Source organism: Taklimakanibacter deserti (assembly GCA_003574785.1).
In genome coordinates this window covers 243,080-269,633 of sequence record QORU01000005.1, presented here as the reverse complement: position 1 = coordinate 269,633, position 26,554 = coordinate 243,080, and the positions used below count along the sequence as shown (strand labels likewise).

General features: G+C 62.4%; 30 protein-coding genes. 17 read left to right on the top strand and 13 right to left on the bottom strand.

From position 1 onward, the window contains the following. Positions 1-29: 29 nt before the first annotated feature. Complete coding sequence (locus DS839_RS12325; RefSeq protein WP_119270622.1) at positions 30-752, bottom strand: tellurite resistance TerB family protein; 723 nt, start codon at positions 750-752, stop codon at positions 30-32. Positions 753-836: 84 nt separating this feature from the next. Between DS839_RS12325 and DS839_RS12320 the strand changes: the two genes are divergently transcribed. Both DS839_RS12320 and DS839_RS12315 read left to right on the top strand, forming a co-directional pair. Beyond that, complete coding sequence (locus DS839_RS12320) at positions 837-1,742, top strand: DMT family transporter (RefSeq protein ID WP_119270621.1); 906 nt, start codon at positions 837-839, stop codon at positions 1,740-1,742. Then, the gene (locus DS839_RS12315) at positions 1,739-2,710 is read left to right on the top strand and encodes an NADPH:quinone oxidoreductase family protein (RefSeq protein ID WP_119270620.1); all 972 of its coding nucleotides are present in this window, start codon (positions 1,739-1,741) and stop codon (positions 2,708-2,710) included. The genes DS839_RS12320 and DS839_RS12315 overlap by 4 nt, the downstream gene beginning before the upstream one ends. A gap of 3 nt (positions 2,711-2,713) precedes the next feature. On the opposite strand, the gene DS839_RS12310 is transcribed toward DS839_RS12315, so the two are convergent. Beyond that, positions 2,714-3,250, bottom strand: a complete 537-nt coding sequence (locus tag DS839_RS12310) for an RBBP9/YdeN family alpha/beta hydrolase (protein ID WP_119270619.1) — start codon at positions 3,248-3,250, stop codon at positions 2,714-2,716. A 108-nt stretch (positions 3,251-3,358) separates the two neighbouring features. Here DS839_RS12310 and DS839_RS12305 point away from each other — a divergent pair, with 108 nt between their 5' ends. The 3 genes from DS839_RS12305 (at position 3,359) to DS839_RS12295 (ending at position 4,569) form a co-directional block, all read left to right on the top strand. Continuing rightward, positions 3,359-3,832: an Lrp/AsnC family transcriptional regulator gene (locus DS839_RS12305; RefSeq protein ID WP_119270618.1), complete on the top strand. Its 474-nt coding sequence runs from the start codon at positions 3,359-3,361 to the stop codon at positions 3,830-3,832. 72 nt (positions 3,833-3,904) lie between these two features. Next, on the top strand, positions 3,905-4,189 hold the full coding sequence (locus DS839_RS12300; RefSeq protein WP_119270617.1) for a type II toxin-antitoxin system RelE/ParE family toxin: 285 nt from the start codon (positions 3,905-3,907) through the stop codon (positions 4,187-4,189). Between the two features lie 35 nt (positions 4,190-4,224). Beyond that, a complete protein-coding gene (locus DS839_RS12295; protein ID WP_119270616.1) occupies positions 4,225-4,569 on the top strand; it encodes a HigA family addiction module antitoxin in 345 nt (114 codons plus the stop codon). Here the strand turns inward: DS839_RS12295 and DS839_RS12290 are convergent. From DS839_RS12290 to DS839_RS12275, 4 genes are all read right to left on the bottom strand, one after another. Next, positions 4,566-4,916 (bottom strand): YkvA family protein, encoded by a 351-nt coding sequence (locus DS839_RS12290; protein WP_119270811.1) that lies wholly within the window; start codon positions 4,914-4,916, stop codon positions 4,566-4,568. The genes DS839_RS12295 and DS839_RS12290 overlap by 4 nt on opposite strands. Positions 4,917-5,005: 89 nt before the next feature. Next, a complete protein-coding gene (locus tag DS839_RS12285; protein ID WP_119270615.1) occupies positions 5,006-5,194 on the bottom strand; it encodes a twin transmembrane helix small protein in 189 nt (62 codons plus the stop codon). Then, entirely contained in the window at positions 5,191-6,027 is an 837-nt protein-coding gene (locus DS839_RS12280) for an SDR family oxidoreductase (protein ID WP_368911560.1), read from the bottom strand. The genes DS839_RS12285 and DS839_RS12280 overlap by 4 nt, the downstream gene beginning before the upstream one ends. Then, the gene (locus DS839_RS12275) at positions 6,024-7,712 is read right to left on the bottom strand and encodes an acyl-CoA dehydrogenase family protein (RefSeq protein WP_368911559.1); all 1,689 of its coding nucleotides are present in this window, start codon (positions 7,710-7,712) and stop codon (positions 6,024-6,026) included. Before DS839_RS12275 ends, DS839_RS12280 begins: the two co-directional genes overlap by 4 nt. A gap of 183 nt (positions 7,713-7,895) precedes the next feature. Here DS839_RS12275 and DS839_RS12270 point away from each other — a divergent pair, with 183 nt between their 5' ends. Genes DS839_RS12270 through DS839_RS12255 form a run of 4 tightly spaced genes read left to right on the top strand, consistent with a single transcriptional unit; the run spans position 7,896 to position 10,683 of the window. Beyond that, positions 7,896-8,420: an invasion associated locus B family protein gene (locus DS839_RS12270; protein ID WP_119270614.1), complete on the top strand. Its 525-nt coding sequence runs from the start codon at positions 7,896-7,898 to the stop codon at positions 8,418-8,420. A gap of 48 nt (positions 8,421-8,468) precedes the next feature. Continuing rightward, positions 8,469-9,680 (top strand): dual-specificity RNA methyltransferase RlmN, encoded by a 1,212-nt coding sequence (rlmN, locus tag DS839_RS12265; RefSeq protein ID WP_119270613.1) that lies wholly within the window; start codon positions 8,469-8,471, stop codon positions 9,678-9,680. Then, positions 9,680-10,156, top strand: a complete 477-nt coding sequence (locus DS839_RS12260) for a GNAT family N-acetyltransferase (protein ID WP_119270612.1) — start codon at positions 9,680-9,682, stop codon at positions 10,154-10,156. Before rlmN ends, DS839_RS12260 begins: the two co-directional genes overlap by 1 nt. Then, the gene (locus DS839_RS12255; RefSeq protein WP_119270611.1) at positions 10,153-10,683 is read left to right on the top strand and encodes a hypothetical protein; all 531 of its coding nucleotides are present in this window, start codon (positions 10,153-10,155) and stop codon (positions 10,681-10,683) included. The genes DS839_RS12260 and DS839_RS12255 overlap by 4 nt, the downstream gene beginning before the upstream one ends. 31 nt (positions 10,684-10,714) lie before the next feature. Here DS839_RS12255 and DS839_RS12250 read toward each other — a convergent pair whose 3' ends face one another. Together DS839_RS12250 and DS839_RS12245 are read right to left on the bottom strand one after the other, a co-directional pair. Next, the gene (locus DS839_RS12250; protein WP_119270610.1) at positions 10,715-11,215 is read right to left on the bottom strand and encodes a hypothetical protein; all 501 of its coding nucleotides are present in this window, start codon (positions 11,213-11,215) and stop codon (positions 10,715-10,717) included. Positions 11,216-11,410: 195 nt separating this feature from the next. Then, positions 11,411-12,013, bottom strand: a complete 603-nt coding sequence (locus DS839_RS12245) for a 2-hydroxychromene-2-carboxylate isomerase (RefSeq protein WP_119270609.1) — start codon at positions 12,011-12,013, stop codon at positions 11,411-11,413. 64 nt (positions 12,014-12,077) lie between these two features. On the opposite strand from DS839_RS12245, the gene DS839_RS12240 reads away from it, so the two are divergent. The 4 genes from DS839_RS12240 (at position 12,078) to DS839_RS12225 (ending at position 18,856) form a co-directional block, all read left to right on the top strand. Beyond that, complete coding sequence (locus DS839_RS12240) at positions 12,078-13,301, top strand: argininosuccinate synthase (protein ID WP_119270608.1); 1,224 nt, start codon at positions 12,078-12,080, stop codon at positions 13,299-13,301. Positions 13,302-13,596: 295 nt separating this feature from the next. Next, positions 13,597-14,754 carry an efflux RND transporter periplasmic adaptor subunit gene (locus DS839_RS12235; protein WP_119270607.1) on the top strand — a complete coding sequence of 386 codons (1,158 nt, stop codon included), beginning with the start codon at positions 13,597-13,599 and terminating at the stop codon, positions 14,752-14,754. Continuing rightward, positions 14,751-17,936 carry an efflux RND transporter permease subunit gene (locus DS839_RS12230; protein ID WP_119270606.1) on the top strand — a complete coding sequence of 1,062 codons (3,186 nt, stop codon included), beginning with the start codon at positions 14,751-14,753 and terminating at the stop codon, positions 17,934-17,936. Before DS839_RS12235 ends, DS839_RS12230 begins: the two co-directional genes overlap by 4 nt. A 17-nt stretch (positions 17,937-17,953) precedes the next feature. Then, the gene (locus tag DS839_RS12225; RefSeq protein ID WP_368911557.1) at positions 17,954-18,856 is read left to right on the top strand and encodes an amidohydrolase family protein; all 903 of its coding nucleotides are present in this window, start codon (positions 17,954-17,956) and stop codon (positions 18,854-18,856) included. A 6-nt stretch (positions 18,857-18,862) separates the two neighbouring features. Here the strand turns inward: DS839_RS12225 and DS839_RS12220 are convergent, their stop codons facing one another. Further along, entirely contained in the window at positions 18,863-19,087 is a 225-nt protein-coding gene (locus tag DS839_RS12220) for a hypothetical protein (protein ID WP_119270605.1), read from the bottom strand. A 402-nt stretch (positions 19,088-19,489) separates the two neighbouring features. On the opposite strand from DS839_RS12220, the gene DS839_RS12215 reads away from it, so the two are divergent. After that, positions 19,490-20,506 (top strand): chemotaxis protein CheB, encoded by a 1,017-nt coding sequence (locus DS839_RS12215; RefSeq protein ID WP_119270604.1) that lies wholly within the window; start codon positions 19,490-19,492, stop codon positions 20,504-20,506. 3 nt (positions 20,507-20,509) lie between these two features. Here the strand turns inward: DS839_RS12215 and DS839_RS12210 are convergent, their stop codons facing one another. The 3 genes from DS839_RS12210 to DS839_RS12200 all read right to left on the bottom strand — a co-directional run bounded on the left by DS839_RS12210 (position 20,510) and on the right by DS839_RS12200 (position 21,271). Continuing rightward, entirely contained in the window at positions 20,510-20,695 is a 186-nt protein-coding gene (locus DS839_RS12210) for a hypothetical protein (protein WP_119270603.1), read from the bottom strand. A gap of 130 nt (positions 20,696-20,825) precedes the next feature. Beyond that, complete coding sequence (locus DS839_RS12205) at positions 20,826-21,026, bottom strand: hypothetical protein (protein ID WP_119270602.1); 201 nt, start codon at positions 21,024-21,026, stop codon at positions 20,826-20,828. Positions 21,027-21,055: 29 nt separating this feature from the next. After that, on the bottom strand, positions 21,056-21,271 hold the full coding sequence (locus DS839_RS12200) for a hypothetical protein (RefSeq protein WP_119270601.1): 216 nt from the start codon (positions 21,269-21,271) through the stop codon (positions 21,056-21,058). Positions 21,272-21,580: 309 nt separating this feature from the next. Between DS839_RS12200 and DS839_RS12195 the strand changes: the two genes are divergently transcribed. Genes DS839_RS12195 through DS839_RS12185 form a run of 3 tightly spaced genes read left to right on the top strand, consistent with a single transcriptional unit; the run spans position 21,581 to position 26,246 of the window. Beyond that, entirely contained in the window at positions 21,581-25,099 is a 3,519-nt protein-coding gene (locus tag DS839_RS12195) for a CheR family methyltransferase (RefSeq protein ID WP_119270600.1), read from the top strand. 5 nt (positions 25,100-25,104) lie between these two features. Beyond that, entirely contained in the window at positions 25,105-25,485 is a 381-nt protein-coding gene (locus DS839_RS12190; protein WP_119270599.1) for a response regulator, read from the top strand. An 11-nt stretch (positions 25,486-25,496) separates the two neighbouring features. Beyond that, on the top strand, positions 25,497-26,246 hold the full coding sequence (locus tag DS839_RS12185) for a Crp/Fnr family transcriptional regulator (RefSeq protein ID WP_119270598.1): 750 nt from the start codon (positions 25,497-25,499) through the stop codon (positions 26,244-26,246). A 15-nt stretch (positions 26,247-26,261) separates the two neighbouring features. Here the strand turns inward: DS839_RS12185 and DS839_RS36405 are convergent, their stop codons facing one another. Continuing rightward, a complete protein-coding gene (locus DS839_RS36405; protein WP_162918473.1) occupies positions 26,262-26,417 on the bottom strand; it encodes a hypothetical protein in 156 nt (51 codons plus the stop codon). Positions 26,418-26,554: the final 137 nt, after the last annotated feature.

Sequence of the window (26,554 nt, the reverse complement as noted above, 5' to 3'; positions counted from 1 at the left end):
CAGCGCCGAGGATTCGGCGCCAGATCGCCTTAGCCCTGAGTGACCGGCAATTTCCTCGCCTCGGTCTCGACGCTCGCCTTGAGGGCCGGATCGAGCTTGAGGCGCGAGGCGAGCATCGCGAGATAGGCCTGCTCGGCGGGGTCGTCGGGATCGATGGCGAGCACCGAGGCGGCGTAGATCTCGACCGCGCGCTCGGGGCTGGTGGCGCCCTTGACCACCGCGTCGATGTCGAGCGGCTTGCGCAATTCGTCGATGACGAAAGCCTTGGCCTCAGTGTCGAGATCGAGTTCGTCGAGCTTGGCGAAGATCGCCTGCTGTTCCTTGGCGTCGATATGGCCGTCGGCCTTGGCGGCGGCGATCATGGCGCGCAGCAGGACGAGGCTCAGCTCGTTGCGTTCCTTAGGCGCCGAAGGCAGGAAGACCGTGCCCTCGACCTTGGGCGTGATGTCCTTCATGGGCTGCTCGGCCGGCACCGTGGTCTGGGCGCCCTTCGTCGCCTGGTAATTCTGCCAGGCGCGGTAAGCGAGGCCGCCCAGCACGGCAGCACCGCCGAGCTTCAAGGCACCGCCGGCAAGCTTCTTGCCGCCCTTCGACCCCAAGAGGATCGAGACGAGACCGCCGGCGGCGGCACCGCCGGCAAGGCCCTTGAGCATGTCGGGCGAAAATCCCGATCCGCTTTTGGCGGGCACGTTCTCGCCGCCCCGCGATTGGCCACCCATGAACTGATCAAGAAGCTTCTGCGGATCGAACATATCTGCCCTTCTCAAGTCTAACTCGCCAAACAAGCCGAGGGCGGGCAAAAGACTTCCCGCCCTTTAACAACCTTGGCGAACGCCATGGCCCATGCGAACGCCAATGTGAAAACAGCGCCCAACTGGATTGCCGCGGCGTCCGCGTCATTCGTCGTCATATGGGCAACCGGCTTCATCGTTGCAAGACTATCCGCACCGCATGTCGAACCATTGACCTTCCTGACGGTCAGGTTCGGCATTGCCGGCGTCGTGCTCGCGGTTCTGGCGATGTTCTTCAAGGCACGTTGGCCCGGGCGGCGCGCGATGACCCACGCCGTTATGGCGGGCGCGATGCTGCATGGCGGCTATCTCGGCGCCTGCTATTGGGCCGTTGCGCAAGGTCTGCCGGCCGGCATCGCCGCGCTGATCGCCGGCCTGCAGCCCATCCTTACCGCGATAGTCGCCGGCAAGCTGCTGGGCGAGCGCATCACGCCGCGCCATTGGCTGGGTCTCGCCGTGGCGCTGGCCGGCTTGGCCCTGGTCCTTGCGCCGAAGCTCAGCCTCTCGACGACACGCGGCATCACGCCCGTCACCGTTCTCGCCATGGTCTTCGGCGCCATATCGATCACGCTCGGCAGCATCTACCAGAAGCGTCACGTGACCCATGTCGATCTGCTGCCCGGCATTGCCTGGCAATATGCCGGCGGCTTCATCGTCGTCTTCCTCGGCACGCTTCTCAGCGAGCACTTCCGCTTCGATGCCACGCGCGATGCCTGGATCGCGCTCGGCTGGTCGGTTATCGTCTTGTCGATCGGCGCCATCCTTCTCCTCATGGCGCTCATCCGCCATGGCGATGTCTCGCGCGTATCGGCGCTGATCTTCCTCGTGCCGGCCGTGGCCGCGATCATGGCGTGGCTGCTCTTCGATGAGACATTGACGCCGGTCCAGATCATGGGAATGCTGGTCTGTGCCATCGGAGTCATCATCGTCACACGAGGCAACACCAGATGAGAGCGATCCTGTGCAAGACATTGGGCGGTCCAGACGGCCTCACGATCGAGGAGATCGCGCCGGACCTTCCCGGTGACGGCGAGGTCGCGGTCGCGATCAAAGCGGTCGGCCTCAATTTCTTCGACACGCTGATCATCCAAGGCAAGTATCAGGTCAAGCCGGAGCTGCCCTTTTCGCCGGGCGGTGAGATCGCCGGCGTCGTCACCAAGCTCGGCCGCAACGTCACGCATCTCAAGGCGGGCGACCGGGTGATGGGCTATGTCGGCCATGGCGGCGCACGCGAGGAAGCGGTGGTCAAGGCCCGAGGGCTCTCGCTCATTCCTGAGGGCTTGAGCGATGAGATCGCCGCCGGCCTCTCGATCACCTATGGCACGACGCTCCATGCGCTCAAGGACCGCGCGCATGTGAAGGCGGGCGAGACGCTCGCCATATTGGGTGCGGCGGGCGGTGTCGGCCAGGCGGCGATCGAGATCGGCAAGATCATGGGAGCGAAAGTCATCGCCTGCGCCTCTTCCGACGACAAGCTCGATTTCTGCAGCAGGCTCGGCGCCGACGAGGGGGTGAACTATGACAGGCAGAATCTGAAGGACGCCCTGCGGGCGCTCAGCCAGGACGGCGTCGATGTCGTCTATGATCCGGTCGGCGGCGATCTGACCGAGCTCGCGGTGCGCGCCCTCTCCTGGAACGGCCGCCATCTCGTCATCGGCTTCGCGCAAGGCGAAATCCCGAAACTGCCGCTCAACCTCGTCCTGCTCAAGAGCGCCAACATCCAGGGCGTGTTCTGGGGCGCGCATACGGAACGCGAGCCCGAGCGGCATCGCGCCAATATGGATCAGCTTCTGGCCTGGGCCTCGGAGGGCAAGCTCGCGCCGCATGTCCACCGCCGCTATCGCTTCGAGGAAATCGCCGATGCGCTGGGTGCGCTGGCGCGGCGCGAAGTCAAGGGCAAGGCGATTCTGGTGCCATGAGGGTCATGGGCAGGCGGCTGTGAAAGCCTCCAGCAACGCCTTGCCGTCCGCCCATTCGCCCAGATTGCTCGCGCCGTTGATATGGCCGAGCGCGCCGGCAATATGGAGCTGGCAACCCCACTGCACGGCTCTCGCTTTGGCATAATCGAGCGAGCCGTAAGGATCATTGGCGCTCGCGACGATCAAGGATGGGAAACGGAAGCGCTCGCGCGGTGCGGTGACGAAACCGTCCACATTCGTCGGAAAGACCGGTGATGACGGATCGGGAACGGCGGCAAGAAAAGCGCCCTTGACCGGCAGGCGCGAGACCTTCTGCCAATGCGCGACCAGAAGACAGCTCAGGCTATGCGCGATGAGAAGGGGCGGTGTGCGCGCCGTGGCGACGGCGAGCTCGAGCGCCGCCATCCAGTTCTTGAAGTCGGGCGCTTCCCAGTTCGCCGGCGCGAACCGCCGCATCGCCGGGTTGGCTCGCTCCCAAAATGTCTGCCAGTGGCTGTCGCCCGACCCGCCGATCCCCGGAAGAACGATGAATTCCGTCATGCCGCATCCTTGATTTCGATATGCCGCAAAGTGTACTGGCGATTTTTCCGCGCAAAATGGGTATTCATCGGAAAAGAGCGGTCAAAACCGATGGATTAAAGGTCAACCATGCCAAGCAAGGAGAACGGCGCCCGTCTCGATCCCACCGATCTTACGATCATCGAGATCCTGCAGGAGGATGGGCGCATCAACATCACCGAGCTCGGCCGGCGTGTCGGCCTGTCGCAGCCCGCGGTGTCGGAACGGGTGAAGCGGCTGGAAGAGCGCGGGATCATCGCCGGCTACAAGGCGATCGTCGACCTCGCCGCGCTCGGGCTCTCGACGACGGCCATCATCCGCCTGCGCACCACCCATGAGCATATCGCCGCCTGTCTGAAACAGTTCGGCAAGATGCCGGAAGTGATCGAGGTGCTGCGCCTGACGGGCGAGGACTGCTTCTTCCTGAAGGTCATCGTGCCCTCGCCGAGCGAGCTCGAAAGCATCGTCGACACGCTCGGCCGCTATGGCGGGGTTACGACCTCGGTGGTCTTGCGAAGCGAGCCTGCGAAGACTATCAGCCGCGCGCTGATCGCGCGAGGTTAGTGGCAAGACGTATCATGGCGCGATACTTTTCGCTTTACAATTTGTACCATGCCATGATACCATGTTGTCTTCATGATCAAGAGCTTCAGGGGCCAGATTACAGAGAAGGTCTTCAACGACGAGAAGCCCGGCAAAGGGTTCCCGTCAGACCTTTTCAAGGTGGGCCGCCGCAAGCTCATGATGGTTCATGCGGCGGTAAGGCTTGATGATCTGAAATCGCCGCCTGGAAATCGGCTGGAAGCCCTGAAAGGCGACCGGGCCGGACAGCACTCGATCAGAATCAATGATCAGTTCCGTATCTGCTTCAAATGGGCAGGCGACGGGGCCGAAGAGGTCGAGATTTGTGACTACCACTAGGCCCGATGGCCTGGGAATCAAAATGGAGATGTCGGATGGCCAAGAAAGTACCGCCCATGCATCCGGGCGAAGTCCTGCGCGAGGAGTTCATGAAGCCCCTGGGCCTGACCGCCTATGCCCTCGCCAAGGCACTCGGCGTGCCCCGCACTCGCATTGAGCGCATCGAGCGGGAGGAAACCGCCATCACCGCTGACACGGCTCACCGTCTTGGCCGCTACTTCGGGACTACGCCCCAGTTCTGGCTGAACCTGCAGACCGAATACGATCTGCGCCGCACAGCGGCCGAAATGGGCTCCGCGCTCGAACGGATCGAGCCGCGGGAAGCGGTCGACACGGCAAACGACAACGACAGGTCGGAGAGCAGGCGCAAACGCGCTTAACTGGTGGCAACCTTCTCGCCCTTCTTCAGGCGGGCGAGGATCTCGCGCGCTTTGTCATAGTGCTCGGGCCTGAGATGGGTGCGGATCATGCTGATCGCGGCCAGGAGCACCGCCATGTCGTCGGTGAAGCCGAGGCCCAGAAGGAAATCGGGCACGGCATCGAGCGGCAGCACAAAATAGGCGAGCGCACCCAGAAGCACGCCCTTCACCTTCAAAGGCGTTGCGCGGTCAAAGGCGCAGTAATAGGCGGCCACCGCATCCTCGGCGAAGGGAATGGACGCAAATACCTTGCCGAGCTTGGGCCAGAAGCCCGCGCGCACTGTCTGTTCGTCTCTGGTCAGGTCCATAAGAAGATCGCTCCCCTCATTGCCGAAATCGGGCGTCCATATGGTGATCGCCGCCCGGTTTTTCAAGGATAGGGCCGTTCAGGCGGGAATCATCTACCGGCGAACCAGATCGCTGCCATGATGATGATGATGGCGACGAATTGCAGGACGACGCGCCAGCGCATGAATTGCTGCGAGACATTGCCCGGGCCACCGCGCATCATGTTCCACAGACCGAGACACAGCACCAGGAAGACGGCGGCGATGGAGATCGGAACGAGGTAATCGAAGACGTTCATTGGTCGGATGCCTTATCCAGAAACCGGTCGAGAGCGGGCGGCGGCAGCAGCCGGCGCGCCCAGGCCATGACATAGGTCGGCACTGTCACATAATAGCGCCGCCGCGGCTTGCGGCTTTCCAGCGCATGCAGGAGTTTTCGCGCCACCGCCTCCGGCGGCAATTTGAAGCGCTTGGCGCCGCCGCCATTGAGCCTCTGGCGCTGGCGGGCATAGACGTCGCGATAGTTGGAGGAGTCCTCGTCGATATTGCGGTCGAAGGCTTCGAGCGCATGCTCGATGAAGCGGGTGGCGATGGGGCCGGGCTCGATCAGCGAGACATGTATCCCTGTGCCCTGCAGCTCCAGTCTCAGCGTGTCGGACAAGGCCTCGATGGCGAATTTCGAGGCGCAATAGGCGCCACGCCATTTCATCGCCGTCAATCCGAGGACGGACGAATTGTTGACGATGCGGCCCTGGCCATTGGCGCGCATCAGCTTGAGGCAGTCGCGCGTCAATTCGTGCCAGCCGAAGACATTGGCCTCGAATTGGGCGGTGAGCGCGCCGCGGGAGACGTCTTCCAAGGCGCCGGGCTGGCCATAGGCGCCGTTGTTGAAGAGCGCGAAGAGCTTGCCTTGGGTGCGCTCGGCGACGGCGGCGACGCATTCGGAAATGGTCACGGGCTCGGTGTAGTCGAGGCGGAAGACCTCGAGACCTTCGCCTTCGAGGCGGACGAGATCGGCATCCTTGCGCGCCGTGGCGAAGACACGCCAGCCTTTCTCCTTCAGCATCCTGGCCGAGGCATAGCCGATGCCGGAGGAGCAGCCGGTGATCAGGATGGTCCGGCCATCGCTCAATTGCCACCTTCCAGGAGCCTGCGGGCGATGACCTGCGCCTGGATCTCGGCCGCGCCCTCGAAGATGTTGAGGATGCGGGCATCGCACAGGATGCGCGAGATCTGGAATTCGAGCGCAAAGCCGTTGCCGCCATGGATCTGCAGCGCATTGTCGGCGGCCGACCAGGCGACGCGGGCGCCCAAGAGCTTGGCCATGCCGGCTTCGAGATCGCAGCGCCTGCCGGCGTCCTTCTCGCGCGCCGAATGATAGACGAGTTGGCGCGCCGCCATGATCTCGGCCGCCATCAGCGCCAGCTTGTCGGCGATGCGCGGGAAGGAGACGATGGGCTTGCCGAACTGGCTGCGCGCCATCGCATAATCGAGGCCGACATCGAGCGCGTTCTGCGCCACACCCAGGGCGCGCGCCGCGGTCTGGATGCGGGCCGATTCGAAGGTCTGCATCAATTGCTTGAAGCCCTGGCCTTCCTCCTGGCCGAGCAGGTTCTCGGCCTTGACCTCGAAATCCTCGAAGCGGATCTCATATTCCTTCATGCCGCGATAGCCGAGCACCTCGATCTCGCTGCCCGACATGCCCGTGACCGGGAAGGGATCGGCATCATGCCCCCTAGGCTTCTCGGCGATGAACATCGACAGGCCCTTATAGCCCGGCTCCTTGGCGTCGGTGCGGGCGAGCAGCGTCATGATGTCGGCGCGGGCGGGATGGGTGATCCAGGTCTTGTTGCCGGTGACCTTGTAGACATCGCCGTCCTTCACCGCCCTGGTGCGCAGGCTGCCGAGATCGGAGCCGGTATTGGGCTCGGTGAAGACGGCGGTGGGCAGGATCTCGCCCGAGGCGATCTTCGGCAGCCACTGATCCTTCTGAGCATCGGTGCCGCCGCCCATGATGAGCTCGCAGGCGATCTCGGCGCGGGTCCCGAGCGAGCCGACGGCGATCCAGCCGCGCGACAGTTCCTCGGAGACGACGCACATGGATTCCTTGCCGAGCCCCAAGCCGCCATATTGCTCGGGCAGCGTCAGCGCGAAGACGCCGAGAGAGGCCAGTTCCTCGACGATTGCCATCGGCACATAGGCATCCTCGAGATGCCACCGATGGGCGTTGGGCGCGACCTTGTCCTCGACGAAGCGGCGCATGCTGAGGCGCATCTCTTCCAGCGTGTCGTCGAGGCCGCAATCGCCGAAGGTCGCGGTCCCCTTGGCGGCGATCATGAGCTCGACCAGCCTCAGGCGGGCCGCCGCGTTGTTGCCGTCGGTGAGCAGGGCCTGGACCGGCGGGCGGTCGAGGACGGCAAGGTCGGTGCGGGTGAGGCCGAGTTCCGGGAGCCTGGCAAATTCGGCCTGGTTCATGGGAATGCCGCCCTGAACCTGGGCCAGATATTCGCCCGCGGCGATCTGGGCCAGGAGCTGCTCGATCTCGCCGAATTTCTGACCCTCCGTCAGACGGGCCGCGTAGGCCGAGAGCTCCCGCAGCACCGCCGCATAGGTGGCGAGCCAGGCCAGGCCATGGACGGCATGCTGCTCGCGGTCGATGAGATGGGCGGAAAGCTTGCGCTCGGCCGTCACCTTGGCCCCGATCCGGGCCTTGGCCTGGCCATAGAGGCTCTCGACCGCCCGATGGGCTTCGGCAAGGAGGCGAGGCAAATCCGCAAGGATCGGGCTTTCCCGGGTCATTTCGGCCGCAGCAACCATTCAGCAAGCTCCACAGGTTATGAATTATGGGTTACATGAGCGCAAATCATTGCGCAATCTGCTCAGATGGCCGCGGGGATTCCCGCCCAAATCCGGTCAGATTGTTCACGCAGTTAGGGCGCGCAACGCAGCAGGTCGGCCGCTTTTCGGGGATCTGCGGGTGATGGGAATGAGGTTTCTGACATGACGTGCAAGCCTTTTGCATGGGCTGTGGTTCTGGCGCCACTGACGGTTCTGGCGGGGTTGGCGCCTGCTTTGGCGCAGTCGCCCGAGCCGACATCGCTCGGCGAGTTCGGCGATTGGGCCGCCTACACCTACAAGACCAAGAACGGCAAGGTCTGCTACGTCTCCTCCCAGCCCAAGGCGCAGCAGCCGAAGAACGCCAAGCGCGACCCGGCCTTCCTGCTCGTCACCCATAGGCCCAGCCAGAGTGTCCGCAACGAGGTGTCGACCATCATCGGCTACCCGTTCAAGAAGGACACCCCGGTCCAGCTCAGCATCGATGCCACGGATTTCGAGCTCTTCGCCAATGGCGACGGCGCCTGGGCGGATACCGCCACCAAGGACAAGGAAATCGTGACGGCGATGAAGAAGGGCCAGAAGCTCACCGTCAAGGGCGCTTCCTGGCGCGGCACCGAGACACTCGATTCCTATTCGCTGAAGGGCCTGGCCCAGGCGCTCGCCAAGATCGACGCGGCCTGTAAATAGGGCCGGCCATTTCCTATTTTCAGGGCTTTCTGCTATTAGGCCCGCATTATGACCGCCGTCACCCTCGATATCGGCCGCAGCGTCGCGCGCGAGCCGTCTCCCGCCGGGCCAGCCAAGCTGCCGCTCATCGGGCTGACGCGCGCCGAATTGACAGAGGCCCTGGCCAAGGCCGGCGTTCCCGAAAAGCAGCGGCGCATGCGCATGCGCCAGATCTGGAGCTGGGTCTATCACCGGGGCGTCACCTCCTTCGCCGCCATGAGCGATATCTCCAAGGAACTGCGGCAGAAGCTCGACGAGGTCTTCTCGATCGACCGGCTGGAAGTCGTGACCGAGCAGATCTCGACCGACGGTACGCGCAAATGGCTGCTCAGGCTGCCCAGCGACGAGCGCGGCCAGCGCCATGAAGTCGAGATGGTCTATATCCCCGAGGAAGACCGCGGCACCTTGTGCATTTCGAGCCAGGTCGGCTGCACGCTCACTTGCACTTTCTGCCACACCGGCACGCAGAAGCTGGTGCGCAACCTAACCGCGGGCGAGATCGCGGGCCAGGTGCTCATCGCGCGCGACCGGCTGGAAGAATGGCCGCATCAGCTCGAGGCCAATCCGACCCCGCCGCTCGGTGGGCGCTATGTCACCAATGTCGTGCTCATGGGCATGGGCGAGCCGCTCTACAATTTCGACAATGTGAAGAACGCGATGGAGATCGTCTCCGACGGCGAGGGCGTATCGCTGTCGAAGCGGCGCATCACGCTCTCGACCTCGGGCGTAGTCCCTGAGATCGTGCGCGCCGGCGCCGAGATTGGCACCATGCTCGCCATCTCGCTCCATGGCACGACGGACGAGATCCGCAACAAGCTGGTGCCGCTCAACAAGAAATATCCGATCAGCGAATTGCTCGATGCCTGCCGCGCCTATCCGGGACTTTCCAATGCGCGGCGCATCACCTTCGAATATGTGATGCTCAAGGGCGTCAATGACACGCTCGATGATGCCAAGCGCCTGGTCAAGCTGCTCAAGGGCATTCCGGCCAAGGTCAATCTCATCCCGTTCAATCCGTGGCCCGGCACGCAATATGAATGCTCGGACTGGGACACGATCGAGCGCTTCGCTGAAGTGCTGAACCGGGCGGGCTACGCCTCGCCGGTCAGGACGCCGCGCGGACGCGACATCATGGCGGCCTGCGGCCAGCTCAAGTCGGAAAGCCAGCGCATGCGGGCCAAGGAGCGCCTGGCGCTCGATACGGCGGCGGCCAGCGCCTGATGCGCGGACCGGATCAGCATCTGGTCATCACCATCGAAGCGCCGCGCGGCCGCGAAATTGCCGAACTGATCGAAGAGCGCGTCGCCTATTCCCACGCGAATTATCCGCCGGAGAGCGTCCATACGCTGCCGCTCCATCTGCTCGACCGGCCGGAGATCATCTTCTGGACCGCGCGGCTTGCGGGGGCATTGATCGGCTGCGCCGCTCTTCTTCGCCATTCGGATGGATCGGGCGAGCTCAAGAGCATGTTCATCCGCCCGGCCGCGCGGGGCCTTGGACTCTCGAAGATGCTGCTTCACGCGGTCGAGACGAAAGCCAGGGAGCTGAAGCTCTCGCGCATCGATCTCGAGACCGGCCCCAAGAGTCATGCCGCCCTTCAGCTCTATGAAGGTGCCGGCTACCGGTTCTGCGGGCCTTTCGCCCGCTACAAGCATGATCCGAATTCGGTTTTCATGACGAAGGACATCACGGCATGATCGTTCATATCGCCAAGCGCATCGCTTTCGTCGTGCTCGGCTATTTCGCCGCGCTTGCGGCAGCCGCCGGCGCCTTTCCCAGCATTCTCTTGATCATGAGTTCTTTCTATCCCGAAAGCCAGGTCTGGCAGATAGCGGGCCTTGCTCCTGTCGCGCTCTTCATCGCGCCCGTCCTCCTCTTCTACAGCATGTCGATCGTGATGATACTGACCTGCATCCCGGCGGCGATCCTCAAGCTCATCACCGAAATTTTCAGCCTGTGTCAGCTCTGGCTGCATCTCCTCATCTCGCTGCTCCTGGCGGCAAGCGCCGGATTGCTGCTGATGCCCGATTGGTTCTCGGGCATGACTCTCGACCGCTGGCTGCTCACGCTTGCGGTCGCGCTCTCCGCCCTCATTGCGGGGCTCGTCTATTGGGCAATCGCCGGGCGGATGGCGGGCTTTCGCCGGGACGCCGACGCCGTCAATCCTCGCCCCGCAGACGCAACGCAGCAGCAAGCAGTGCGGCGCGAAACAGCAAGAGGGTAGGCACAATTTGTCCTGACGAGAGCGTATAGCGTTACAGACAGGCGACGTAGTAGGCGGCGTCCAGCCCTGTGATCGCATGGCGATCGTCGGTCCACCAACGGATAGTGATGGTTTCGCCGCAGACGACGCCCCAGCGATACTCGAGGATCTTGCTTTGGTCGTGTGTCGGGCAAGTCGTAACAGCTCTACCTATGGGCGCCGGCTGCCCGGCCGGCAGGCAGTCGGCAGGGGGTGGAGACAGGGGCTTGAATCCCTGGCTTGAGAGCGTCGCTCTCAGCGCGTCTTCGCTCGTTCCAACCGGGAATTTCCGCTGCAATAGCGTGGTCAATTTTGCGCTGGCCTCGGTCCGACTTGGCCAGCTCGCGCCGGCAAATTGATCCTCTGCGATCGCTGGAGGGTGCGTATTCCCGACTAACGAATAGAGCAGTATCACTGCGCCCAGTGGATTCAGAATGATAAATGCCACGACGAATACAATTGGAATGGCGAGTCCCAAGCTGATGCGCGTCACCCAGCGGAACCATCGCCGCATAGTCTCCACTCCTCGGCGGTCCATTTCAGCCTTGAAACAAAACGCGGGCACCTTTGGTGCCGCGGCGTATAACGCTCGGTCCTAATGTTCACAAAATCTCACCGCTTGGCCCACGACTGCAAGAGAAATGTACACCCTACCGGCGCTGGGCACCGCCGTTCCCACGCTTTAGTGTGGGAGAATATCTTAGGCAGCTCAGTCTTCCTGCAATGCCCAATCCAGCGCCATCTCCAGTCGGTCATTGCCCCAGAAGACCTCGCCCTTAGGCGTCACGAAGCTCGGCGCGCCGAAAAGTTTCAACCGCATCGCCTCGTCCGTGGCCTGGCGCAAACCGAGCTTCACCGCATCGCTGCGTGCTTGCGTGAGGGCGGTGTCGGCATCGAGGCCCAGACTTTCGACGATGCCGCGGAGTACGGCCTCGTCGTCGATCCGCGCCGCTTCTGCGAAATGGACCAGATAGACGCGGCGCGAGAATTCAGGCCGCTTCGGCGTCACCTCGGGGGTCAAGGCGATTCGCGCCGCCATGAGGCTCGATTGCGGGAAGGGCTCAGGGCGTCGGAATTTGAGCCCTTGCGCGTCGCAGAGCCGCTCGATGTCGCGCCACATATAGGCGCCCTTCGCCGGAAAGACGTTGAAGGGCGAGGTATCCCAGCCTTGCGCCTTGAAGATCGGTCCCAGGAGGAAGGGCCGCCAGGCGATGTCCATATTTCGTTCTTTTGCCAGGGCCTCGATCCGGAGCGCCGCCAGATAGGAATAGGTCGAGGCGAATTCGTACCAGAAATGAAGCTTTGGCCGCATTGTGTTTGCCGGTTCCCTGAGTATAGTGCGCGCGATTTTTGTGAAAGATAGCGGATAAACCCTCATGTCCAAACGCGGCAGCGTCAAGAAAGTCGTGCTCGCCTATTCCGGCGGCCTCGACACCTCGATCATCCTCAAATGGCTGCAAACCGAATATGGCGCCGAAGTCGTGACCTTCACCGCCGATCTCGGCCAAGGGGGCGAGATCGAGCCGGCGCGAGAGAAGGCCCAGAGGCTCGGCATCAAGGAGATCTTCATCGAGGACGTGCGCGAGGAGTTCATCCGCGATTTCGTCTTCCCGATGTTCCGCGCCAATGCGCTCTATGAAGGCGTCTATCTGCTCGGCACTTCGATCGCGCGGCCGCTCATCGCCAAAAGGCTGATCGAAATCGCCAAGGAGACCGGAGCCGATGCCGTCGCCCATGGCGCCACCGGCAAGGGCAACGACCAGGTGCGCTTCGAGCTCACCGCCTATGCGCTCAATCCCGACATCAAGGTCATCGCCCCCTGGCGCGAATGGCAGTTCAAGAGCCGCACCGATCTCATCGACTTCGCCGAGAAGCACCAGATCCAGGTGACCAAGGACAAGCGCGGCGAGGCGCCGTTCTCGGTCGACGCCAATCTGCTGCATTCCTCGTCGGAAGGCAAAGTGCTGGAGGATCCGTGGGTCGAGCCGCCGCCTTATGTCTATCAGCGCACCATCGCGCCGGAAGAGGCGCCCGACAAGCCGACCTCGATCGAGATCGAGTTCAAGAAGGGCGATCCGATCGCGCTCAACGGCAAGGCGATGTCGCCGGCGAGCCTGTTCACCGCGCTCAACGATCTCGGCCGCGACAACGGCATCGGCCGTCTCGACCTGGTCGAGAACCGCTTCGTCGGCATGAAATCGCGCGGCGTCTATGAGACGCCGGGCGGCACCATCCTGCATGTGGCGCATCGCGCGATCGAATCGATCACCCTCGACCGCGAGGCGGCTCATATGAAGGACAGCTTCATGCCGCGCTATGCCGAGCTCGTCTATTACGGCTTCTGGTTCGCGCCCGAGCGCGAGATGCTGCAGGCGATGATCGACAAGAGCCAAGAGAATGTCGAAGGCACGGTGAGGCTCAAGCTCTACAAGGGCAATGTCATCGTCACCGGCCGCAAGTCGCCGAAATCGCTTTATTCGAATGAGCTCGTCACCTTCGAGGACGACCGCGGCGCCTATGACCAGAAGGATGCGGCGGGCTTCATCCGCCTCAATGCGCTGCGCCTGCGGACCCTCGCGGCGAGGAAGCGCAGCACCTGATCAGGTACTCTCCATCATTCCCCTTTTCCCACGCGTAACGTGGGAGAAAGATGAGGGCTCTTTCGAGCAAGATGCTCCGATCTCAACGAGTGGTGCTTGCTGAGACGAAGAGCATGACCGGACCGAGCTGACCTAAACGTCATAGTGACAGTAATAAGCTAATCCATTTCAGAGGCTTAGCCTGGAGCCTGCCAGCGATCCGATTCCCGCCAGTTGACAATGATTGTGCGACTGCACACTTATCGCATTCTTAAATTGCCGTAATGCCTCGCTTCGGGCCAGCTGGACATCCGTCATGCTCAATAGAGTTTCGTTTGCACGATCAGCCGCCGTTCTGTTCGTCCTGTCGCTGCCGCTTCCCGCCTTCGCCCAGGCGCAGAATGGTCCCGTGCCGGTCACGGTGGCGAAGCCCGTGGTGCGCGAGATCGTGGAGGACGACGAGTTCATCGGGCGGTTCGCGGCGGTGGACGAGGTGACGGTACGCTCACGGGTCGGCGGCTATCTCGACAAGGTGCATTTCAAGGACGGCGCCATCGTCAAGGCGGGCGATCTCCTGTTCACCATCGACCAGCGCCCCTTCCAGGCGGCGCTCGATCAAGCAAAAGCCAGCCTCAATGTCGGCCAGACGCTGGTCGACTTCACCAAGATCCAGTTCGATCGCGCCGAGAAGCTGTCGCAGACGGGCAACATACCGGTCTCCACGCTCGACGATCGGCGCCGCGAATATCTCGCCGCCGTGGCCCAGGTGCAAGGCGCGCAAGCGGCCGTGGTGCGCGCCCAGCTTGAGCTCGAATATACCGAAATCAAAGCACCGCTCGCGGGCCGCATCGACCGCCGCCTCGTCTCGGTCGGCAATCTCGTCCAGGCCGACCAGACGGCGCTCACCACCATCGTGTCGCTCGATCCAATCGATTTCTATTTCGATGTCGATGAGCGGCAGTTCCTCGCCTATGCCCGCGATGCGAGAGCGCGCAAGGCGAGCCTGCAGGAAGGGGCGGGAGGCCTCGATGTGACGGTCAGGCTCGCCGACGACTTGGAATCGCCGGTCTCGGGCAAGCTCGATTTCGCCGAAAACCGCATCGATCAGGCAACCGGCACGATGCGCATCCGCGCCCAGATCCCCAACAAGGACCTGATCCTGCAACCCGGCCTCTTCGGGCGCGTCAACATGCCGGGCTCGCTGCCCTATCAGGGGATCCTCGTTCCCGACGATGCGATCGGCGCCGACCAGGACCGCCGCATCGTCTATGTGGTCGACGATGCCGGGAAAGTGACGCCGAAGCCGATCCGGCTCGGACCCAAGCTCCACGGCTATCGCGTGGTGCGCTCCGGCCTCACCGGCAATGAGACGATCGTCATCAACGGCCTCATGCGCATCCGGCCCGGCGTCACGGTCAAGCCCGAGCTCGTGACGTTGCCCCCCGAACAGGCGGCCGGCGGAGCCGGTCAATGAGGTTTTCGCATTTCTTCGTCGACCGTCCGATCTTCGCGACGGTCCTGTCGCTGGTGCTTCTGATCATCGGCGGCATCGCCTATACGCAGCTGCCGATCGCGCAATATCCCGAGATAGCACCACCCACCATCGTGGTGCGCGCCACCTATCCGGGCGCCGATGCCGACACCGTCGCCAAGACGGTGGCGACGCCCATCGAGCAGGAGGTGAACGGCGTCGAAGGCATGCTCTATATGTCATCCTATTCGACCGCCACCGGTTCGATGCAGCTCACCATCACCTTCAAGCTCGGCACCGATCTCGACCAGGCGCAGGTCTTGGTGCAGAATCGGGTGGCGATCGCTGAAGCCAGGCTGCCGGAGGAAGTGCGCCGCCTCGGCATCGTCACCGCCAAGAGCTCGCCCGACCTGATGATGGTCGTGCATATGCTGTCGCCGGACGAGAGCTACGACCAGCTCTATGTCTCCAACTATGCGCGCTCCAGAGTGCGCGACATCCTCTTGCGCCTTGACGGCGTCGGCGATCTCATCATCTTCGGCGAGCGCGAATATTCGCTGCGCATCTGGCTTGATCCCGACAAGCTCACTGCCTATGGCATGACGGCGAGCGACGTCGTCCAGTCGCTGCGCGACCAGAACGTCCAGGTCTCCGGCGGCTCGATCGGAGCACCCCCGACGCCCGGCGACAATGCCTTCGAATATACGGTGACGACGCAAGGGCGCTTCGAGGACCCCCGCCAGTTCCGCTATGTCATCGTCAAGTCGACCGAGGACGGCCGGCTCATCGAACTCCAGGACGTGGCACGGATCGAGCTCGGCGCCAAGGAATATGTCACCAACAGCTATCTCACCGGCAAGCCCGCGGTGGCGCTGGGCATTTTCCAGAGGCCGGGCACCAATGCGCTGGCCTCGGCGGACGAGATCATCCAGACGATGGAAAGGCTCAAGGCGGACTTCCCGCCCGGGCTCGCCTATCAGATCATCTACAATCCGACCGAGTTCATCTCGGAATCGATCTCGGAGGTCTACAAGACGATCTTCGAGGCGGCACTCCTGGTCGTCATCGTCGTCCTCATCTTCCTGCAGTCCTGGCGCACCGCCATCGTGCCGATCGTCGCCATTCCGGTGTCGCTCATCGGCACCTTCGCCTTCCTCTATGCCTTCGGCTTCTCGCTCAACATGCTCACTTTGTTCGGCCTGGTACTCGCCATCGGCATCGTGGTCGACGACGCGATCGTGGTGGTTGAGAATGTCGAGCGCAATATCGGCTTGGGCTTCGATCCGGCGACGGCCGCGCATCGCACCATGAACGAAGTGGGTGCCGCGGTCATCGCCATTTCGCTGGTGCTCGTCGCGGTCTTCGTTCCGACCGCCTTCATCCCCGGCATCTCCGGCCAGTTCTATCAGCAGTTCGCCGTCACCATCGCGGTGGCGACGGTGATCTCGGCGCTCAACTCGCTCACTCTGTCGCCGGCGCTGGCGGCACTGCTGTTCCGGCCGCACAGCCATACACCGCCGCGCTTCTTCCTGGTGCGCTGGCTCAAGGCGGCGGGCGACGGCTTCAACCGCGGCTTCGACGCCGTGGCGGAATTCTATGGCAAGGTGGTGCGCTTCCTGGTCAAGAGCTGGATTTCGCTTATCGCCATGCTGGCGGTCTTCGCCGCCCTCATCACCGGAACCGTCTATGCGCTGCAGGCGACGCCCAGGGGCTTCATTCCGACCCTGGACCAGGGCTATGCCATCGTGGTGATCCAGCTGCCTGACGGTGCATCGCTGTCGCGCACCGATGCGGTGGTGCAGCGCGCCTCCAAGATCATCGCGGCGACTCCGGGCGTCACCGATTCGGTCGCTTTCGCCGGCTTCTCGGGCGCCACCTTCACCAACGCCTCCAATGCCGGCGTCGTCTTTGCGCGCTTCGATTCCTTCGAGAACCGGCTGAAGGAAGGCCACAACGCCAATCAGATCATCGGCCAGCTCTATGCCAGCCTGCAGCAGATCCAGGAAGCCTTCATCATCGCCATCCCGCCGCCGCCCATCCGTGGCATCGGCAATTCCGGCGGCTTCAAGATCCAATTGCAGGAGCGCGACACGGCCGATGTGCGCCGGGTGCTCGGCCTCGCTTATGGCATGATGCAGCAGGCCAACCAGACGCAAGGCCTCACCGGCGTATTCACCACCTTCTCGGCCTCGAGCCCGCAGCTCTTCCTCGAGATCGACCGCGACAAGGCGCGCATGCTGAACGTGCCGATCCCCAACATCTTCGAGACGCTGTCGATCAATCTCGGTACATCTTATGTGAATGACTTCAACGCCTTCGGGCGCGTCTACCAGGTCAGAGCGCAGGCCGACCAGTTGCACCGGATGGATCGCACCGACATCAGCAGGTTGAAGGTCAGGTCTGCCGCAGGCGCTCTCGTGCCTCTGGGCACGCTGGTCTCGATCCGCGACGTGACCGGACCGGCTCTCATCCAGCGCTACAACATGTATGTCTCGGTGCCGCTGCAGGGCAATGCGGCGCCCGGCGTGTCGACGACGACGGCGCTCGACCTGATGGAGGGTCTCGCCGCCAAGACCTTGCCGCAGGGCACGTCCTTTGAGTGGACCGAGCTCGCCTACCAGGAACGCTCGACCGGCAACACCGCCATCATCATCTTCGGGCTCTCGGTGCTGTTCGTGTTCCTGGCGCTCGCGGCGCAATATGAAAGCTGGGTGCTGCCCTTCGCCATCATCCTGATCGTGCCCTTGAGCATCCTCGCCGCCCTGATCGGCGTCAATCTGCGCGGCCTCGACAACAACATCCTGACCCAGATAGGTCTCATCGTGCTCATCGGCCTTGCCGCCAAGAACGCCATCCTGATCGTCGAATTCGCCAAGCAAGCGGAGGAGCGCGGCCTTCAGGCGGTGGACGCGGTGGTCGAAGCCTGCCAGCTGCGCCTGCGGCCGATCCTGATGACCGCCTTCGCCTTCATCCTGGGCGTGCTGCCCTTGATGCTGGCGACGGGCCCGGGTGCGGAGATGCGCGAATCGCTCGGCACGGCGGTGTTCTCCGGCATGCTCGGCGTCACCTTCTTCGGCCTGTTCCTGACGCCGGTCTTCTTCGTCGCCTTGCGCAAGGTGTTTCCTTATCGCATCGCCTCGCGGCCGACCTATTCGGAAGCCGTCGCGGCCGATAATAAGATCTGAGATAAGGGTGTACAGGCGTGTATGACGGGCCGATCATCGATGCGCATCATCATCTGTGGGATTACGGCATGGGCAAGCATCGCTGGCTCATGCCGGTCGAAGGCGCCACGGAAGCGCTGGGTAGCCTCGCGCCGCTCAGACGCGACTATCTGGTCGCCGACTACCTGAAAGACGCTGCCGGCCATAATGTGGTCGGCACCGTCCACATCGAGGCGCAATGGCAGGAAGACGACGCGCTCGGCGAGACATTGTGGCTCGAAGGCCTCGACAAAACACAAGATGTGGCCTTGCGCTACGTGGCGCGGGCGCCCTTGGGCGCTCCTGAAGCCCGCGACGTCATCGCGCGGCAGGCGGCGATCGAGCGGGTAGCCGGGATCAGGGCCATATTGAGCCATCATCCGACCCTGCCGCAGAAGAGCTTCATCACGCGTCCCGATCTTGCCTATGACAAGGACTGGCGGCGCGATATCGGGCTCTTGAGCGAGGCGGGACTCCATCTCGAGCTCATGATGTATCCCTATCAGGGCGAGGCCGTCTTCGATGTGGCGCAAGCTTTTCCTCAGCTCCAGATCATCGTCAATCATTGCGGCAGCCCGATCGACCGCAATCCCGCCGGCCTGCAGAGATGGCGCGATGCGTTGAGGCTTGTAGCATCGCGGCCCAATGTGGCGCTCAAGATCTCCAATCCCGGTGCCTATGATCATGACTGGACACCGCAAAGCATCAGGGGCGTGGTGCAGGATTGCCTTGACGCCTTCGGCGTCGAGCGGGCCATGTTCGGCACCGACTATCCGGTGGCGGCGTTGCAGATGAGCTACGGTGAGATCTATCAGAACTTCAAAGAGGCGGTGGCGCATCTCTCAGGGAACGACCAGCGGGCGCTGTTCCACGACAATGCGCGGCGGTTCTATCGGTTCTAGACTCCATCAGCGGGGATATTCCGCCAGCTCCTTCTTGAGCCGGTCACGATCGGCCAGGTGCATTTTCTGGATGTCCTCGAAGGTCGCCAGGAGATTTTCAGCTACCGCCGTGTCGTGACCGCCATTCGCCAGGCTGGCGATGATGCGTATCTGGCTGGCAATATGCTCATAGCCGCGCGCGACATGGCGCTCGGCCAGCGCAAGATGAGCCAATGTCGTGGCCTTATCCATGGCTGGTTTTAGCACAGTTCCCGAGGCGGAAGGGAAAATCCGCCTGGCCGTCATCGCCGGAGGTTAGACGGGCTTTCGCCATCCAGGGAAGCGACCCTTAACACAGGTTAAGGCTGCACGGCGCGCGCGGATTATAGTTCTCTCAGCCTCCGAAACTGGAGGACAAGCGGAACTCACAAAGCCCGTTGTCGGCACCACCCCCAACCCCCGTCTGACGGGCTTTTCCTTTGCCTGGATACGATAGACGCTCAAGATCCGACTTGCTGATCGGGATGGCACTGGGAGGAGTACTATCGGCTTAGGTCTGGTGACACCCTCCCGAGCTGCGATTGACGCCGCCATTTAGGAACATACCGCGATTGTCCCGCATTGCTCTTCGTTGGGGCTTCGCAAGGAAGAACGATGGCAAACCGCGATATAGTGGCGATCGGCACATCGGCCGGCGGGCTCGATGCCTTGCGTTTTCTGGTGTCCGAACTTCCGAAAGAGTTTCCGGCAGCGCTTCTTGTCGTGATGCATCTGTCGCCCAGATTCACGTCAAGGATCGACAGCATACTCACCCAGCTGGGCAGGATGCCGGCGCATTTCGCCGAGAATGGCGAGCCGGCCCGGCACGGGCGCATTTACCTGGCCCCGCCCGATCGTCATTTGATTTACGATGGCCGTTTGTTGTCGCTGGGCATCGGAAGCCGTGAGAATCATTCCCGGCCGTCGATCGATCCGTTGTTCCGATCGGTGGCCCAATGCTGCGCCCACCGTTCGATCGGGGTCCTGATGACCGGGACGATGACTGACGGCAGTGCCGGCATTCACGCGCTGGGCGACTGCGGAGGGAAGACGGTGGTGCAGGATCCGGAAGACGCGGCCTTCGCCGAGATGCCGGCAACGGCGCTGCGAAGGGGAAATGTGGATCATGTCGCAACACTGGCGGCGATACCGGCTTTGCTGAACGAGCTGGTCCGCGAGCCGGCCGCCGTGCCGGGCGATGTCCCGGAAAACCTTCAGCACGAGGTCGAAATGGCAAAAACCGGCAAATCGACCATTGGCTTGATGGACCGGATTGGCCGCCGCTCGGTCATCACCTGTCCAGAGTGCGACGGCGTCATGTGGGAGATCGAGGAAGGCGATACATTGCGATATCGCTGCCATGTCGGCCATGCCTTCTCGGCCGACCTGGTGAATATCGCGCTCGAGGATTCCGTGTCACGGGCGCTCGCCGTTGCGTTGCGCTCCTTCGAAGAACGGGCAGAGATCGCGCGGGATCTCGAAGGTCAGGCGGAACGCACATCGCGTCCGGCGAGCGCCAAGATGTGGCGGGACAGAATCACGGAGCTCGACGCAGAGGCCGAGGTCGTTCGCGATGCCATCAAGCGCATCAACCGGCTGGCCAGACCTGCGCCTTCGTCCGCCGGTGAGTAATCGTCAGTTTTTTGCGGGCGGCTTCGACTTCCTCCGGCGCATCGCCTGGGCTGCCGCCTTGCTTTCGCAAATGGCGGCATGTTCGCGATAGAGATCGGCCAGCAGGCCATCTTCCTCGCCCGCGAACCGTCGCGCGCGGCGGGCAAGGATAAGAAGTCGGTCCGGTTGACGTTTGAGTCGCTGCACCATGGCTGTTCCTTTGGGGCGGAGAGACCCCCTCGCTACGGACTGCAAGGGGCCTCTCCGCGGCGCATCGGATCACACGATTGCGCCTCATAATTCTACGGGGCGAGCCGATGGCCACATTAACCTATGTGATTCAGGTTCCGTGCGGGCCGATGACCTCCAGCGGCGCCTTGGGTGGCGGATTGTCGCGTGCCGCCGCCATGATGCGCGCGGCGATGAGGTTGTGCTGGGCGGCCGTCACATGGCCATGTTCACGCTTGAATTCCGCGCATTCCTGCTCGAGCTCCTTATAGAGAGCCGCAAGCTGCGCCGAATTGAAATAGCCGGTAGTCATATGAATTCTCCCTGGCTTGGCCAGTCCATTCAATGAGCGAGCTCGTAGGAGCGTTTGGAGATATAGACCTCGCGATCGACCCGTCTAATCCACTCCTTCGGTATGGGCTGATCGGATGTGCTCGTGAAGATCAGGCTCGCCGTGCATGCGCTGACATGGCCGGCGCATCTTCCGTCGGCGGTGATGATCTCCATTTCCTCGCGGACACGGGTGATCGGATCGTCCTCTATGCGCGTGTCGTTCATGATCGCCTCCCTGGCGGCGCTATTGGCGCTCGATTGTTTTGCAAACGTGGAGTGCCGTGATGATTGACCATAGGAGCTGGCGCGAGGGCAGCCTTAACATAGGCGAATCAAATGGCGGCGGAGAGCAAGTATTGTTGGAACTTCCGTTCGCTCGAGCACTGGCATGTCAGCGGAACTTACCACAGCGCTTGCGGCGATTTTCGAAGCGAAAAACTCCGAGCTTCGATTGACGCGGAAGGGTGCGATTCCGGCAGCTATGCCGAACGGTCCGGAATCGCTATGATCAGTCGATGACCTGATGACGAATGAGTGAACAAGACGGTGGCCGACGACCCCAAATCTGAAAAGAAGCCTAAGATATCGGGCGTAGTCCTCATCGCGGCGCCGGAAAGCGGCATCGATTCCCTGACTCGGCTGTTTGCGGGCCTGCCGGCCGGCCATGACGCCTCCTTCATCGTCCTGGTTCCCGGCTACCCGGGCTCACCCGACAAGCTCGGCGAGATGATCGGACAGGTTTCCGGTCTTAAAACCAAGGTCGCGGCGACGAAGGACAGGATCGAGGCCCACACCATCCATATTCTTCCGCCTGATCGCGTCTCGACCATCAAGAAATCCAGGTTCGTCATCGAAGGAAAGAGCGGCGCGCAGAAGGGCCTCGTCGATAGTTTCCTGTTGTCCCTCGCCAGTGATCAGGAAGACAGGGCCATCGGCATCATCCTGTCGGGACTCAATGGCGATGGCACTCTGGGCCTGACCGCGCTCAAGGAGTCGGGCGGACTGGCGGTGGCCGAGCTCGTGGATGGGATCGCTCCCAATCCGGCCAATCCGACAGGCATCGTGGATTATCTCTTGCCGCGCGAAGACATCGTCGCAAGGCTTACAAGCCATCTCGCCCATCGCACCGATACCGCCGGCGCCCGAGAAAGTTTCCAGCCGGAACCGGGCGAAGTCCGCCGCATCGCCACGATCCTGCGCAACAAGACGGGGCATGATTTCCATAATTACAAGCAGAACACCTTTCTGCGGCGGATCCAGCGCCGCATGCAGGTCAACCAGATCGATGCGGTCGACAAATATGCCGAATTCCTGCGGTCCGACAATGATGAAGCCAATCTTCTCTTCCAGGATCTGCTCATCGGCGTGACGCAGTTCTTCCGCGACACGAAGGAATTCGAACTTCTGGAAAGCCGCGTCATACCCCAGCTGTTCGAAGGCAAGGCGACGGGCGATCATATAAGGATCTGGGTCCTCGGCTGCGCCACCGGCGAGGAGGCCTATTCCATCGCCATTCTGCTGCGCGAGCATTTGGCGCGCATAGATTCGGTGCCGCATGTGCAGATCTTCGCGACCGATATCGACGGGCGGGCGCTGGCCGCGGCACGCGTCGGGCGCTTTTCCGAGTCCATCGCCCGCGACATGTCGCCGGAGCGGCTGGCGCGCTGGTTCGTGCATGAAGGAAACACCTACAGCGTGGTCAAGGAGCTGCGCGAGATGTGCATCTTCTCGGCGCATAACCTGATCAAGGACGCCCCCTTCTCGCGCATCGATCTGATTTCCTGCCGCAACCTGCTCATCTATCTGAATGCCGATCTGCAAAGCCGCATCATCCCGTTGTTCCATTTTTCATTGCGGTCCGGCGGCTATCTGTTCCTCGGACCATCGGAGAGCGTGACGCGGCATGCCAAGCTGTTCTCTCCCATCGACAGGCGTCACCGCATATTCCAGCGCCAGGACACGATCACGCGCGTGCTGCCGGAATTTCCGCTGGCAACGCGCATCGAAAGGCCCGAGCAGGGAGGCGAGCCTCGTGCCACGGCGAGAGGCCGCACCGTCGAGCCGGGCATTGCCAGGCGTGCCGAGCGCATTGCCGAGCGCTACACCCCGGCTTACATCATCGTCGATGACCAGAGCGAGGTCTTGCATTTTTCCGGGCGCACCGGGCGCTTTCTCGAGCCGGCTTCCGGCTCCGCCAACCTCAATCTCCTGAGCCTCGTTCACCGCGATCTGCGCCTGGACCTGCGCGCTTCACTGCTCAAGGCCGCGGCCGAGAAGGTTTCGGTAAAGACCGAAAAAATCGTCATGGGGCTGAATGGCGATCGGCTCGGGGTTTCCATCATTGTCGAGCCGCTCAACAACAACCCCGGCGAGCCGCAGGCTTTCGTCGTCTTCTTCCAGGATGCCGAGATCACGGAAGACGAGACGCCCAGCGATAATTCGAGTTCCGGCGTGATCCGCGACGAGCATGTCCAGCGCATCGAATCGGAATTGCGGCTGACCAAGGACAGGCTGCAAGCGACGATCGAGGAGCTCGAGAGCACCAATGAGGAACTCAAATCCTCGAACGAGGAATATCAGTCGATCAATGAAGAGCTGCAATCCGCCAATGAAGAGCTCGAGACATCGAAGGAGGAGCTGCAGTCGGTCAATGAGGAAATGCAGACGGTCAATGGCGAGCTGGCGCACCGCGTTCATGAGCTGGGCCGCGCCAACAGCGACCTGAAGAACCTGCTGGAAAGCACCCAGATCGCCACGATCTTTCTCGACAATGAATTCAGGATCAGGAGCTTCACGCCGGCGGTCGCCGAGATCTTCCATCTGATCGACAGCGACGTCGGCCGCCCGATCGTGCACATTGCGCCACGCATCGCCTATGAGCACCTCCACGAGGATGTCCGCAAGGTCTTGCGGACTCTGCACACCGTCGAGCGCGAGATCGAAGATTCTGCCAGCGGGACTCGCTATCTCGTGCGCATCCTGCCCTATCGCAATGTCGAAAATTTCATCGCCGGCGTCCTGCTGACGTTCATGGACGTCACCGCAACGGCGCAGGCCGAGAAAGCGCTCATGGAAAGCGAAGAACGCTTTCGCAATATCGCCCAGACGGTGCCGGCTTTCCTCTTCATCGCGACGCCGAGCCTGGAATGGCAGTATGTGAACCCGGCATTCTATCAGTATACCGGGCTTCCCGAGGGCGAAGGGCTGGGGTCCAGGTGGCTTTCCGTCCTTCATCCCGATGACGCCCAGGAATATCGGCGCCTTTTGGCGCTGTCGACGCAAACCGGTTCCCCCGTCGAGCTGGAGTTCCGCCTGCGTGACGCTTCGGGCACCTATCAGTGGTTCTTGGGCAAGACCCATGCGATCATGTCTCCGGCCGGGAAAGTGTCGCAGTGGTTCGGCTCATGCATCAATATCCATGCCCGCCGGCTAGCGGAGAACCGCCAGAATCTCCTGCTGACCGAGCTCCAGCATCGGGTGAAGAACATCCTGGCGGTGGTGCGCTCGCTTGCCAATCGCACCGCCGAGAACACGGAAACGCTCGAGGACTTTGTCGCTCATTTCGATGGCCGCTTGAGCGCCATGGGACGCACCCAGAATATCCTGGCGCGGTCGCCGGAAGGCGGGGTCGATCTGACCGAACTCGTCCATGAAGAGCTTGTCGGCCATGCGGCGCATTTCGATGACCAGGTGGAGGTCAGCGGCCCGGAGATCAAATTGCGCGCCAAGCCGGCCCAGACCCTGGGGCTCGCCATTCACGAGCTGACGACCAACGCCATCAAATATGGCGCCCTGTCGACGCGTTCGGGTCATATCAAGGTCTCCTGGCGCGTGGGCGAAAGGCTTGGCGATCCGCGCTTGACCTTCGAATGGCTGGAAAGCGGCGTGCCGGTCATCGACCAGGCGCCTGCCAGAAACGGGTTTGGACGGGAGCTCATCGAGCGTGGCCTGCCCTATGATCTCCGGGCCAATACCGCTCTTGAGTTCCGCCAAGGTGGTGTAAGATGCGTTATGGAGATTCCGCTCGACGATAAGATCACGATCCGGGAGTAGGAACAGTGGAGGCGGCGGCGCCGACATTACTCAAGAACAAGAGGGTCCTGATCGTCGAAGATCAGTATCTCATTGCTGCCGATCTGAGCCGGACCCTGACCAGGCTGGGCGGCGTGGTCGTGGGGCCGGTCGCCAGCAGCGAGGCGGCGCGGGAGCAACTGGCCAAATCCGACATCGATCTTGCATTTCTCGACATCAATCTCGACGAGCAGATGGTTTTCCCCTTGGCCGACGAGCTCGAGAGAAGAGGCATACCCTTTGTCTTCGCGACCGGCCATGAGGCGACCATTCTTCCCGACCGGTTCAAGTCCAGGCTTCGCCTGACAAAGCCGTTCACGGTCGAGGCGGTGATCGAAGCCGTGCGGCATTTGAGTCCAGGGCGTTAGGGAGGCCTGCCATGCCGCGCGCGGCCTTGCTGGCTCAATCCTCCGCTCTGATCAGCCGTTTCCGTTCTCTCGCGCCGATCTCCGAGACCGACATCAATTTTCTGATGGGCGGGCTGGGTCCCATCGAGCGTCATCCAAGCGGCACCGAACTGTTGCGCGAGGGCGAGGTCATCCCGGGGCCGCACTATATTCTCGATGGCTGGGCGCTGCGCACCCGCTATCTGTCCGACGGCCGGCGCCAGATTTTCGGCTTCGTCCTGCCGGGCGACGCCATTGGCCTTTGCGAGCGCGAACGGCCTTTGGCGCTGACCAGCCTCATCGCCTGCACGGCAATCGCGCTCTGCGACGCGTCCGCCCTGCGTTCGGTGTGTCTGGGTCTCCTTCCTGATTTCCCCCACATCACCCGCGCCCATCAGCGGGCTACGGCGCTGGATGAAGCCTATCTGCTGCATCAGATCATCAGGATCGGCCGCCAGACCGCCTATGAGCGCCTGGTTCACTTGTTCCTGGAGCTCAATTCGCGCTGTCATGCGGCAGGGCTTTCCGACGGCTCGACCTTCGAGATGCCGCTCACCCAGGAGATTCTGGCGGATTGCCTTGGCTTGAGCATCGTTCATGTCAACCGCACGCTGCAGACGCTGCGCCGCGAGCAGCTGATCGAGCAAAAATCGCCGATCGTGACGATCAGAGACAAAGAGAGACTCGTGGCGATAGCGGAATATGCCGACCCTCAGGTCGCCGTCTCGCGCTGGGGGAACTGATCGGCCCTTGCGCGCTCAGTGCATCGTTTCAAGCGTTCGCGCCTCGGCCTCCCACTTGTCGGCTAGCTCGAGAAAGCTTTGCTTCAGCTCGGTAGACTCCAAAGATTGCGCAAATGCGCGGGCACGTGATGCCGCTTCCCGGAGTTCCGCGGGCCTGGTGTCCGTTTCCATGGCCGGTACTCCTTTACGGTGTAACGTCACGTCCGGCATTCCGTTCCGGCTCCGGCAAAAACCGCAAGTGAAAGGACGACGCCCCGTGATGCGCCCAGCATGAAATACCGGACGGGAAGGGCAACAAGGAAAAGGCG

What these genes read in the sequence shown, in the direction of transcription:
- DS839_RS12255 (WP_119270611.1), top strand. Translation starts at nt 10,153, where the DNA reads ATGATCGTTCATATCGCCAAGCGCATCGCTTTCGTCGTGCTCGGCTAT.
- DS839_RS12310 (WP_119270619.1), bottom strand. Translation starts at nt 3,250, where the DNA reads ATGACGGAATTCATCGTTCTTCCGGGGATCGGCGGGTCGGGCGACAGC.
- DS839_RS12220 (WP_119270605.1), bottom strand. Translation starts at nt 19,087, where the DNA reads ATGGATAAGGCCACGACATTGGCTCATCTTGCGCTGGCCGAGCGCCAT.
- DS839_RS12305 (WP_119270618.1), top strand. Translation starts at nt 3,359, where the DNA reads ATGCCAAGCAAGGAGAACGGCGCCCGTCTCGATCCCACCGATCTTACG.
- DS839_RS12260 (WP_119270612.1), top strand. Translation starts at nt 9,680, where the DNA reads ATGCGCGGACCGGATCAGCATCTGGTCATCACCATCGAAGCGCCGCGC.
- DS839_RS12215 (WP_119270604.1), top strand. Translation starts at nt 19,490, where the DNA reads ATGGCAAACCGCGATATAGTGGCGATCGGCACATCGGCCGGCGGGCTC.
- DS839_RS36405 (WP_162918473.1), bottom strand. Translation starts at nt 26,417, where the DNA reads ATGGAAACGGACACCAGGCCCGCGGAACTCCGGGAAGCGGCATCACGT.
- DS839_RS12250 (WP_119270610.1), bottom strand. Translation starts at nt 11,215, where the DNA reads ATGCGGCGATGGTTCCGCTGGGTGACGCGCATCAGCTTGGGACTCGCC.
- rlmN (WP_119270613.1), top strand. Translation starts at nt 8,469, where the DNA reads ATGACCGCCGTCACCCTCGATATCGGCCGCAGCGTCGCGCGCGAGCCG.
- DS839_RS12320 (WP_119270621.1), top strand. Translation starts at nt 837, where the DNA reads ATGGCCCATGCGAACGCCAATGTGAAAACAGCGCCCAACTGGATTGCC.
- DS839_RS12275 (WP_368911559.1), bottom strand. Translation starts at nt 7,712, where the DNA reads ATGGTTGCTGCGGCCGAAATGACCCGGGAAAGCCCGATCCTTGCGGAT.
- DS839_RS12295 (WP_119270616.1), top strand. Translation starts at nt 4,225, where the DNA reads ATGGCCAAGAAAGTACCGCCCATGCATCCGGGCGAAGTCCTGCGCGAG.
- DS839_RS12200 (WP_119270601.1), bottom strand. Translation starts at nt 21,271, where the DNA reads ATGAACGACACGCGCATAGAGGACGATCCGATCACCCGTGTCCGCGAG.
- DS839_RS12300 (WP_119270617.1), top strand. Translation starts at nt 3,905, where the DNA reads ATGATCAAGAGCTTCAGGGGCCAGATTACAGAGAAGGTCTTCAACGAC.
- DS839_RS12210 (WP_119270603.1), bottom strand. Translation starts at nt 20,695, where the DNA reads ATGGTGCAGCGACTCAAACGTCAACCGGACCGACTTCTTATCCTTGCC.
- DS839_RS12290 (WP_119270811.1), bottom strand. Translation starts at nt 4,916, where the DNA reads ATGGACCTGACCAGAGACGAACAGACAGTGCGCGCGGGCTTCTGGCCC.
- DS839_RS12245 (WP_119270609.1), bottom strand. Translation starts at nt 12,013, where the DNA reads ATGCGGCCAAAGCTTCATTTCTGGTACGAATTCGCCTCGACCTATTCC.
- DS839_RS12240 (WP_119270608.1), top strand. Translation starts at nt 12,078, where the DNA reads ATGTCCAAACGCGGCAGCGTCAAGAAAGTCGTGCTCGCCTATTCCGGC.
- DS839_RS12325 (WP_119270622.1), bottom strand. Translation starts at nt 752, where the DNA reads ATGTTCGATCCGCAGAAGCTTCTTGATCAGTTCATGGGTGGCCAATCG.
- DS839_RS12235 (WP_119270607.1), top strand. Translation starts at nt 13,597, where the DNA reads ATGCTCAATAGAGTTTCGTTTGCACGATCAGCCGCCGTTCTGTTCGTC.
- DS839_RS12185 (WP_119270598.1), top strand. Translation starts at nt 25,497, where the DNA reads ATGCCGCGCGCGGCCTTGCTGGCTCAATCCTCCGCTCTGATCAGCCGT.
- DS839_RS12285 (WP_119270615.1), bottom strand. Translation starts at nt 5,194, where the DNA reads ATGAACGTCTTCGATTACCTCGTTCCGATCTCCATCGCCGCCGTCTTC.
- DS839_RS12230 (WP_119270606.1), top strand. Translation starts at nt 14,751, where the DNA reads ATGAGGTTTTCGCATTTCTTCGTCGACCGTCCGATCTTCGCGACGGTC.
- DS839_RS12205 (WP_119270602.1), bottom strand. Translation starts at nt 21,026, where the DNA reads ATGACTACCGGCTATTTCAATTCGGCGCAGCTTGCGGCTCTCTATAAG.
- DS839_RS12315 (WP_119270620.1), top strand. Translation starts at nt 1,739, where the DNA reads ATGAGAGCGATCCTGTGCAAGACATTGGGCGGTCCAGACGGCCTCACG.
- DS839_RS12270 (WP_119270614.1), top strand. Translation starts at nt 7,896, where the DNA reads ATGACGTGCAAGCCTTTTGCATGGGCTGTGGTTCTGGCGCCACTGACG.